At 64.9% G+C, this 10,618-nt stretch carries 3 protein-coding genes and 1 pseudogene; 2 read left to right on the plus strand and 2 right to left on the minus strand.

Translation table 11 applies throughout. The features are described 5' to 3' along the window. Positions 1–1,030 (minus strand): transglycosylase domain-containing protein (locus EOA75_RS21330; protein WP_206517024.1); only part of this gene is annotated, 1,030 nt, incomplete at its 3' end. 163 nt (positions 1,031–1,193) lie between these two features. Beyond that, a complete protein-coding gene (locus EOA75_RS21335) occupies positions 1,194–6,674 on the minus strand; it encodes an alpha-2-macroglobulin family protein (protein ID WP_127325087.1) in 5,481 nt (1,826 codons plus the stop codon). A 278-nt stretch (positions 6,675–6,952) separates the two neighbouring features. Between EOA75_RS21335 and EOA75_RS21340 the strand changes: the two genes are divergently transcribed. Next, on the plus strand, positions 6,953–8,881 hold the full coding sequence (locus EOA75_RS21340) for an autotransporter assembly complex family protein (protein ID WP_127325088.1): 1,929 nt from the start codon (positions 6,953–6,955) through the stop codon (positions 8,879–8,881). Continuing rightward, positions 8,881–10,618: pseudogene (locus EOA75_RS21345) on the plus strand (translocation/assembly module TamB); the annotation flags it as partial. The gene EOA75_RS21340 and the pseudogene EOA75_RS21345, both read left to right, overlap by 1 nt.

Raw genomic sequence — 10,618 nt, forward strand, 5'->3', positions numbered from 1 at the left:
GCACTACTTTGGTCATGTCGATCCAGCCGGAGCGGCTGGCGTCGAAGAAATCGGCCGAGCCGACTTCGCCAAGAATGTCGCCGGTGCGCGCATCGGCCAGCACCATGGCGACGGAAAGCTTTGGGCCGAGCTTCCTGGCGGCCTCTTTCGCCACCTGCTCCAGCCCTTGCTGAACACTGCGGCGGATGGTGAGTTGCAGCGGCTTGCCGGGTTGAGCCTTGGGCAGCATGGCGTAGGACGCATGCGCGGCCAATGCCGGCAGCTTGCGGCGCAGGCCGGAGACGTCGTCGAGCGCGGCGCGCGCTGCCTCTCGTTCGTTGAGCAGACCGGCCGAGACCATGCGGGTGAGCACGCGGTCGCGCGCGGCATGCGCGATGTCGAGATTGCGGTCTGGCCGGCGCTTTTCCGGCAACTGCGGCAGCGCGACCAAAAGTGCTGCTTCCGATACGGTCAGCCGCTTCGGCTCCTTGCCGAAATAGGCGAGCGAGGCGGCGCGCACACCTTCCAGGTTGCCGCCATAGGGCGCCAGCGTCAGGTAGCGCTCGAGGATTTCGCGCTTGGACAAACGCCGCTCGATCTGGATGGCGCGCAGGATTTGCCTGGCCTTGGAGGCGAGGCTGCGGCTGTCGCGCGGCTCGATCAGACGGGCAAGCTGCATCGAGAGCGTCGAGCCGCCGGAAACGATGTGGCCGCTGGTGGCGAACTGCCCGGCGGCGCGACAAAGCGCCAGCATGTCGACGCCGCGGTGGTCCCAGAAGCGCTTGTCTTCATAAGCGACCAGCATGTCGACGAACTGCTTGTCGACCTGGTCGAGCCGGGTCCCAAGCCGCCAGTAGCCGTCCGGCGTCGCGAAGGCGCGCAAGAGTTCGCCGTCGCGGTCCTGCACTTCGGTGGAGACCGTCAGCGGCGCCGGGAGCGGCGGCGGGAAGGCGCGGTCGAGCTGCCAGAGAGCGGCGACGGAAAGGGCAAGACAGGCGGCGGAGGAAGCTGCCGTTATGGCAGCGCGGCGCAAAAATCTTTTGGAAAGCATGGTGCTGCCCCTCACCCTGACCCTCTTCCCGTGAAAGACGGGGAGAGGGGGGCGTCAGCGCTGGAGCTTGTCCCTTCTCCCCGTCTTTCACGGGAAGAAGGTGCCGGAAGGCGGATGAGGGGCAGCGCTATCGCCATGTTTGTGATCGCCAGCGTCGGAATACTTACTCCGCCTTGACCTCCACCATGCCGGAGGCGGTGCGGGCCGAATATTGCGGCCGGTACATGTCCTCCACCGTCGCCGCCGGATGGGCATAGGTGCCGGGCCTCACGGCGCGCACGACATAGGCCAGCGTGATGTTGCGGTAGCCGTCGCCTTCGTTGGGATTGAAGGCGGCGACGAAGCGGTCGTCGCGGAACTCCAGATGCGCGGCGTCGGTCTGCGCCAGCCAGGAAAAGTTCGACAACTGAGCGCTGGACACCAGGCTCGGATTGTCGATCTCGAAGCCGGCCGGCAACAGATCGGTGATCAGCAGGCGCGAGGGCCATTTGTTCTGCTCATAGACCTTGAGCACGACCACATAGCGTTCGTTCTGCCTCGCCTCGGTGATGTTCGCCTCGGTGCCGTCGAGCCTATAGTAGGTACGATCGATGGTGAAGCCGTCGCCGCCGGCCGGCAGCGGCTCGACGGGTGCCGCCACCGCGGTGACGACGGCCTGTAGCGCCGTGGTGCCGGTGTTGGCGATGGTGAGCGGGCTGTCGACAAGATCGTTGCCGGCAACCCGATCGGAATAGCCGCCGGTATGCGGCGCGCCGTTGACGGAAAGCGTGATCGAATTGTTGCCTTCCTTCAGCGCCCTTCCCGCAAGGAGCATCCAGGATTCGTCCTGCGTGCTCGTCCAGCGGGCGTCGGCGCGTTCACGCGCCACCAGCCTGATCAGCTGCGGCACGATGCTCGGCACCGGCTTCGATTCCGCGGCCAGCGCAAGCATCGCCGCGCCGTCACGCAGGGGCGAGCCATAATCGGAGCGATAATAGTCGTATTCGGTGCTTGCCTGTGCCAGCCGCAAGGCCGTCTGGAAAGTCGCCTCCGAGCGCTGGGTGTCGCCATAGAGCGCCAGGCTCGCGGCCAGTTGGGCGACAGCCATCGGGCTCGAGAAGGACTCGAGCTGCGTGTCCGAATAGTAGCGCAGATCGCCGATCGAGGCCTTCTTGTTGCGGGCGAGCACATAGAGCGCGTAGGCGATCTCGCTGCCGCGATCCTGGACGTCCTGGTCATAACCAAGCGAGTTCTGCAGGTTGTTCAGCGCCTGGTTCATCGCCTGAGCCGGCACGTCGTATTTCTGCTCGCGTGCCCGGGTCAGGAACTCCGTGACATAAGCATCGAGCCAGAGATCGCCGGAACCCGGGCCCCAGAGGCCGAAGCTGCCGCTTGATGCCTGGTAGCTCAGCACCTTGTAGACGGCATCTTGGATGCGACCATGCAGGTCCGGATCGCTCTCCATGCCGATGCTTTTTGCCATGTCGTTGACATAGAGCAGCGGCAAGGCACGGCTGGTTGTCTGCTCGGCGCAGCCATAGGGGTAGCGATCGAGCGTCATCAAGAGCGAAGGCACGTCGAAGGCGGCTGCCTGTGAGACGCCGACGCTGACCGAAGCACCGTCAAGCACGCTTGCGGCGAGCAGCTCCTTGTCGACGCGCAAGGCGCCGCCATTGGGCTTCAGGTCGACTACCATGCGGTTGGTGACCGGGAGCTGCGCCGGGCGCACCGGCAGGTAGAGCGTCTGCTCGACCTCGGTTCCGCCGTTATGCGCGAGCTTGACGGTGATCGAAGCGTCGCCCGCCGTCTGCGCGATCAGCGGAAATGAGAGCGCTTGCCGCTTGCCCTGGCTAAGCGTCAGCTTCTCGGGCAGGGGCTTGTCGCCGGTCGAGAGATCGCCGGTCGTGGTGACCGACAGCTTGTAGTCGCCGGCAGGGCCGTCGGTGTCGGCGATGTCGAGACGCATGGTCGCGGCATCGCCAGGCGCCAGGAAGCGCGGCAGGCCGGCGGTGATCACCACCGGATCGCGCACGATGACGTCGGTTTGAGCATGGCCGACGGCCTCTTTGGTCCAGGCGACGGCCATGACGCGCACGGTGCCGTTGAACTGCGGGATGTCGAAATCGATCCGCGCCTTGCCGTTGGCATCGAGCTCGACCGGGCCGGAGAAGAAGGCGACCAGCTTCTCGGTCGGCGGGCTGCCCTGCGACTGCATGTTGGCGCCGTCGCCGCCGGTCCGCAATTTGCCGGTGGTGCCGAGCGAACCGTCGATCAGGCGGCCATAAAGGTCGCGGATTTCCAGACCCAGCATGCGCTGGCCGAAGAACCAGTCCTCCGGATCGGGCGCCTTGTAGTTGGTGAGATTGAGGATGCCGACATCGACGGCCGCGACCATCACATAGGCCTTGCTGCCGGCTTGCGCGCCGCTGACGGCGACCGGGATCGACAGCTGCTGGCGCGGGGCCGTCTTTTCAGGCGGCGTAAGCGCAACAGTGAGCTTCTTCGAACCCGGATCGACGGTCAGCCATTTGACGCCGATTGCGCGGGCCGGCATGCGCGATTCCTGCGCATCGCCGGGCCGGAACAAAGTCGCCGTGACATAGGCGCCGGCTCCCCAGTCGTCGCCGACCGGGATGTCGACGGTGCTGCCGCCGGTCGGCACCGAAGCGGTGACGGTCTTCAACAGCTTCTCGGCGCCGATGGTGACCAGGAGTTCGCCGGCAAAATGCGGCGACACCTTGAGCTTGGCCACCTCGCCGGCGGCGTAAGTGTCCTTGTCGAGAGCGATCTCCAGGCCGTCCGGTGTTTCGGTGGTGGTCGAGGCGACGTACCAGCCGGCGTCGAACTCATAGCTGGTCGCCGGGCCATCGGGGTCGGCCGTCTCGACCTCGAGCCGGTAGCGGCCCCAGTCGACAGGAAGCGACACGGTCGCCTCGCCGTCGGCTTTCAGGTCGATCTGGCCGTTGGCGACGGCCTTGGTGAGGTTCACCGCTTCATAGTTCCAGGAATTGTTCGAACGGTACCACTGGTAATTGCGCTCGACCTTGACCAGCGACCACTGCGCGCCCTTCAGCTCCTCGCGTTTGCCGTTCGAATCGACGGCGATGATGCTGAATTTCGCCGTTCCGCCTTGCGGCACCTCGCCGCCTTCGAAATCCGGGCGGATGCCGATCATCTCCTTTTCCAGATGGACGGCGATGTCGAGCGAGCGCTCGACGGCACGGCCGCCGGCTTCGCGCATGCGGACTGTGACCTTGGCGTTGATCAGCTTGGTGGTGGAGGGCAGTTGGTCGATCGAGACCGGGAAGGTCGCCTTGCCGTCGTCGCCGATAAGGGGAAGGTTGGCCAAAGGCGTCACCGAAGGCTCGGCCGACTGCTCGTCGGCGAGACCGAAGGTAAAGTCCTTGAACCGATCCCAACTGTCCGTGGTCGACAGCGTCATCTCGCCTTCGAGCGCAAGGCCGGCGGCCGGCGCGCCATAGAGGAAGCGGCCGTCGACGCTGACATTGGCTGTCTCGCCCTGCGCGATCTCCTTCTTGTCGGCCGTCAAGTCGAACTCGATGCGATCCGGCACGAAGTCTTCGACCAGGAACATATGGCTGGCGACCGGTGCCTGCTTGGGATCGGTGTAGATCGACACCGACCAGGTGCCGCGCATGGCGTTAGGCTCGAGCGACAGATCGACGGCATGGGCGCCGGCGGCAGCGCCGTCGCTGACGATACGGCGGTTCTCGACGCCATCGGGTCGGGTGAAGATGAAGGTCAGCGGCAGGTTCTCGACCGCCTTGGCGGCGCCGTTGCGCGCAAGGGCGGCGACATGGACGTCTTCGCCGGCGCGGTAGATGCCGCGCTCGGTCCAGGTATAGACGTCGAGCGCGCCGGGCGCGGCACGCCCGGCAACGCCGCGGTCCGACAGATCGAAACCGGCGCGGCCCATGTCGAGGAAGACGAAGTCGTTGTCGCCCTGCTTGGCCATCAGCACCGCCGGCACCATGCCGCCTTCGCCGCGCGTCAGGCCGGGGTTGAAAACGGCATGGCCCTCGGCGTCGGACGTCGCCGTGCCGAGGATTTCATTGTTCTTGGCAAGCAGCGTCAGTTCGGCGCCGGCAATCGGCTTGGCAGAGCCCAGCGAGCGGGCAAAGACGTTGAGACCGTCCTGGCCGGTATAAGTGGACAGACCGATGTCGGAAACGACGAACCACTGGGTGGCGCGCGAACCATAATCGTTGCTCTTGTCGTCGACCGGCTGGGCGGTCAGCACATAGACGCCGGGCTTGCGCTGCGGGATCGCCTCGTCGACCGGAAAGGAGGTGGTGACCTCCTTGTTGAGGTCGTTGGCGATGTCGAGCGTGCCTTCCCAGACCGGCTCGCCCATCTGGTCGGAAATGGTGGAAATGTCATAGCCGTCGAGCTGATGCAGGAACTGGTAGCCGGACAGAAGCTGCGCCAGCGATCGGTCGCCGATGCGGTAGAGCTTCATCTTGGCGGCGCTCATGTTGACGGTGACGACCGGAATGCCGCGGCGGGCGCCGGCCGGCAGCACGAAGCTGTCGCCAGTGAAGCGGGCCGACGGGGCGCGGTCCTGGACATAGATCGACAGCACGACCGGAGCGGCAATCGACTCGCCGATCGCGGCCGGCAGACCGGCGCGGAAGGTCACGTCATAGTGCTGGCCATGTTCAAGCCCTTCGACGCAGATCTGCTTGTCCTTGGCTTCGACAGCCTTGGGAGCGGCATTGTCGACGGTGACGAACTGCGAATAGTCGACGCCGGTCTTCACCAAGTCCTCGGAGAACTGGGCGCAGATGCGCGGCGAAGAGGAATCGGCATCGACGGAATGGTCGATCACGCGGAAACCCTTGCGTGCTTTGAGGTCGGCGTAGTCGGCCTGCACGGCTGGCGAGTTCACCAGCGCAAGGCTCGCCTCATAGGCCTGAATGGCCGGCCGGAAAAGGTCGCGCTTGTCGAGGCCGGCGGCAAGCAGCGCCAGCGCCTCGGCGCGGGTTTTTGCCGTGCGCACCAGCTTATAGGCGTTGAAAGCGGCCGAGGTGACGTTTGCCGGCAGGGTCGAGGGTTCGGAAGTGTTGGAAGCCGGCTGCACGCCGAGCGTCTCGCGCGCCAGCGCCAGCCAGAGCGCGCCGTCGTCGGGCAGGACGGACAGCGCCGCCTGGTATTTCTGCATGGCCAGGCGATGGTCGCCGGTCAGCGCTGCCTGCTCGGCCGCAGCCTGAAGTGCGGCCAGCCCTTCGGTCGGCTTGTCATAGGCCGGATCGGTCAGCTTGTTGCGGAACTGCTGGGCCTGATCGGCCATCCAGTTGGGGAAGAAGGCAAGTGGAGGCGGCGCGCCGATATCGGGGTCGCCATCGACGTTTGCGACTTTGCCGGCGACGGCGCCGCTGAAGGGTTTCAGCTGATTGTAGTCGGATTTGAGAAAGCACCATTTGGCCTTGGTGTTGTAGGTGAAGGCGCGGCAGGCGGGATCGCCGAGGCATGTGGTCTTGCATTGGTCGAGGCTGACATTCTGGTCGGACCTGAGGTCGAAACCGAAATAGTCGGAATTGTCAGTCGTCACGATTCGCCGGGCTTCGGCCGCTTGCGCGGCCCCGCTCAAGGCAAAGAACAGAAGAATGAGGAACGAGAAACCACGAGCCGCGCGCATTGCCATATCACCCTCCCGACATTGCAGCGTCCGGGCATGATCAAGCATCAAACAGGCTTGTCAACGCCGAACGCGGCAGGTTTTCAACCCGCCAACGGTTTCCATGCCGGCCACAGGCCGGTATTTCGACAGAACCTCCATGGGACAAGGGTTCACGCTTTCTTGCGAAGGCGCAAAAGGTGTGAATTCCAAGCCCGGTCTATTTCAGACAATTGGATTGTGGCCCCTTTACGAGCGTTTCAGAACTTCATTCCAATTTTAGTTTTGTCGTCTAGGTTAGCGTAATGCCGGCGTATGAAACGCAGATGTCAGGAGGGATCGCGCCAGGGCGCGGGCTTCCGCGCGCCCTGCTTTTGGCGCTCGTCTGCGCGGCCATGCTCGCCGGCGAAGCGCGGCCGGCGGCTGCTTTCGAGATTTTCGGCATCAAGCTTTGGGGCTCGTCCAAGGACGAGGATGCCGACATCGTCGATCGGCTGCGCTATTCGGTGACCATGGACGCTGCCGATGCCGACAAGGATCTGGTCAAGAAACTGAAAGATGCCTCGGCGCTCAAAAATGACGAGGAGCATCCGGTATCAGGGTCGCTCGGCTTGATGGCCAAGGCGCGCAGCGACCGCGAGCAACTGGTTGCCGCCCTTTATGCCGACGCCCGCTACGAGGGCGTGGTCACCATCACCATAGAGGGCAAGTCCATCGACGAACTGCCGCCGGACGCCGAATTCAAGGGGCCGCAGCCCATTCCGGTGGTCGTCAGCATCGCCGCCGGGCCGAAATTCACCCTCGGCGACATCAGACTGAAAGGCGACGCGGCCGGCCTGGCGAGCGCCGATTTCGGCCTGATCGCGGGCGGCGACGCCAGTTCGGGTGCCGTGCTCAAGGCCGAAGCGGCGATCGTGCGAGCGCTCAAGGAAGAGGGCAGACCGCTAGCCCAGGTGACGGATCGCGAGATCGTCGCAGACCATGACACCTCAACGCTCGACGTGACACTGACGGTCGCGGCCGGCCCGGTCGCCGGCTATGGCGACACCACCGTCGAGGGTACCGAAAAGGTCGATCGCGACTTCACCGAATACATGACCGACCTAAAGCGGGGCCAGCAATATTCGCCGCAAGAGATTGACGATGCCCGCGATCGGCTGCTCGGGCTCGAAGTCTTCAACAGCGTGACCATCAAGGAGGGCGAGAGCCTCGACGCTCAAGGCAACATTCCGATCGACGTCCAGGTGAGCGAGCGCAAGCCGCGCTTTTTCGGCGTCGGCGGCACGTTTTCGAACACGGAAGGACTGGGGCTCGAAGGCTATTGGGGCCACCGCAACCTGTTCGGCCAGGCGGAGAAGCTGCGCATCGACGGCTCCATCAGCGGCATCGGCAGCAACAGCATTTCCGCGCTCAACTACAATGCCGGCATCATGTTCGAGAAGCCGGGGGTGCTCGGGCCGACATCGAAGTTCTTCACCGGCGTCAAGACCGTGTTGGAGCACCCCGACGCCTATGACCATTTCTCGGTCAAGGGCGACGTTGGAGTCTCCTACGACCTCGACAAGAGGCAGCGGGTCTCGGCCGAATTCGACCTCGACTACTCGAGGATCACCGACGCCTTCGGCAAGCACACCTATCTGATCGCCAGCATTCCGCTGCAATATGTCTATGACAGCCGCGACAACAAGCTCAACCCGACCAGGGGTTTCCGGGCGCTCGCCTATGCCGAGCCGAGCTACGACATTCTGAACGGCGCGACCTTCCTCAAGTTGAAGGGCGAAGGCTCGGCTTACCAGTCGCTCGATACGGCGAGCAGATTCGTCCTCGCCGAACGCGCCACGCTCGGCTCGATCGTTGGCACCAGGCTGCAGAATGTTCCGGCCGACAGGCGCTTCTATTCCGGCGGCGGCGGCTCGGTGCGCGGCTATGCCTATCAAGGTATCGGCCCGAAGGACATCGACGGCCAGCCGATCGGCGGCCTGTCCCTGTTCGAGACCTCGGTCGAGATGCGCATGGCCGTCACCGACACGATCGGCATCGTTCCGTTCGTCGATGCCGGCACGGTCTCGACCAAATCCTTCCCCGATTTCTCCGACGTCAAGGTCGGCGCCGGCGTCGGTCTGCGCTATCTTACGCCATTCGGGCCGCTGCGCATCGACGCCGCCGTGCCGCTCAACCGCGATCCGGGCGATCCGCATTTCGGCCTCTATGCCGGCATCGGTCAGGCGTTCTGATGATGAGGATATTCTGGCGCATCCTTCGTATCTGCCTTTACGCGCTGCTCCTGCTGCTGGTGGTGGCGGTCGGCGCCCTCGCCGTGCTGACCGGCACCGAAGGCGGCCGTCAGAATCTCGCTGGTCTGATCTCGAAGCTGGCCTCGACCGAGGACCGCAAGATCACCGTCAGCGGTATCGAAGGCATCTGGTCCGGTCAGCTCAGGCTCGATCATGTCGTGCTGGAGGATCGTACCGGGCCCTGGCTGGTGGCGCGCAAGGTGGCGCTCGACTGGTCGCCGACGGCGCTTTTGTCGCGCAACTTCAGCGCCGATCGCATCGAAGCCGAGCGCATCGAGTTGGCGCGGCTGCCACGAGCCGGCCAACAGCCGTCGCAAGGCGCATCGAACAGTCTGCCGGTCTCGATCGACGTCAAAGAGATCGAGCTGCCGGAGATCGCGCTCGGGCAAGAGCTCGCCGGCAGCGGCATTGCCGAACTTGCCGCCAAGGGCTCGCTCAAGGCCGATCCATCGCCGCTGGCGATCGACACGGTGCTCAAAGTCGCCCGCCGCGACGGCAAGCAGGGCAATGTCGACGCCAAGGTCCGTTTCGCGCCGGCCGACAACAAGCTCGACCTCGATCTCAAGGCGTCGGAGCCGGCCGGCGGCATCATTGCCAATTTGCTCAAGCTCCCCGATGCGCCGCCCGTTGATATCGTCGTCTCCGGCACGGGGCCGCTCGCCAATTGGAACGGCATCGGCACGTTCGTTGTCGACCGTCAGATCGTCGCCCAGCTCACCGGCCGCCATCAGTTGAGCGACAGGGGCCACTATGTCGAGGCCAAAGGCGACGGCGAATTCGAGCGCTTCCTGCCGGAGAAGTTCAAGTCGCTGTTTGCCGGCAAGACGAATTTCGACGTGGCCGGGACGGCGACCACGACAGGCGGGATCGATATCGAGCGCGCAATTGTAGAGAGCGGCGCCGTGCACGGCACGGCCACCGGCAATGTCGACCCGAAGGGCGCCAGCGATCTTGCCGTCGAGCTCTCCGCCAAGGACAAGCCCGTCACCATCGACGTCGGCACCAGCGCGGTGCCGATCCTGGTCGCGGTCGAGAAGGCGACCGCACGCGCCTTTGGCGACGGCAAGGCGCCGATAGTCGACATCGGCACCTCCTTGGCCTCGATCGCCGTCGGCGGCACGCAGCTCAACAATGTGACGGGACAGGTCCATTCCGACGGCTTCGACGTCGCGACCCGCACCGGGCCGGTTAATGTCAAGCTCGCGGCCGCCGGCCTGAAGACCGACGTGGCGACCCTGGCGCCGCTGGTGACGGGCAAGCTAGCCGCCGATCTCGCCGGTTCGATCAGCCGCGACACCGTCACCGTCGACCAGGGCACGTTGCGCAGCGATGCGCTCAATGCAGCGCTGACCGCCGGCGTCTCGCTCGCCGACCTGTCGATGACGCTGAAGATGAACGCCGACGCCGTATCGAAGGCGCTGCCGCCGCAGATCAGCTCGCTGCTTGGCGAACGGGTGAAATTCTCGGCTACCGCGACCCGCGATCCGGAAGGCGCTTTCGCGGCCAACGAGCTGGAACTCACCTCCGGCTCGCTCAGCGCCAGCGGCACCGCCAGCGCGCAAGGCTCGGATATCAAGGCAAACGTCAAGGGAACGCTGGGCGATGTATCGGCGCTGTCGTCGCTGGCGGGCACGCCGCTTGCCGGCGGGGTCAATTTCGCGCTGACCGCCAGCGGTC

Source organism: Mesorhizobium sp. M1A.F.Ca.IN.022.07.1.1, assembly GCF_003997575.1.
GTDB lineage: Bacteria > Pseudomonadota > Alphaproteobacteria > Rhizobiales > Rhizobiaceae > Mesorhizobium.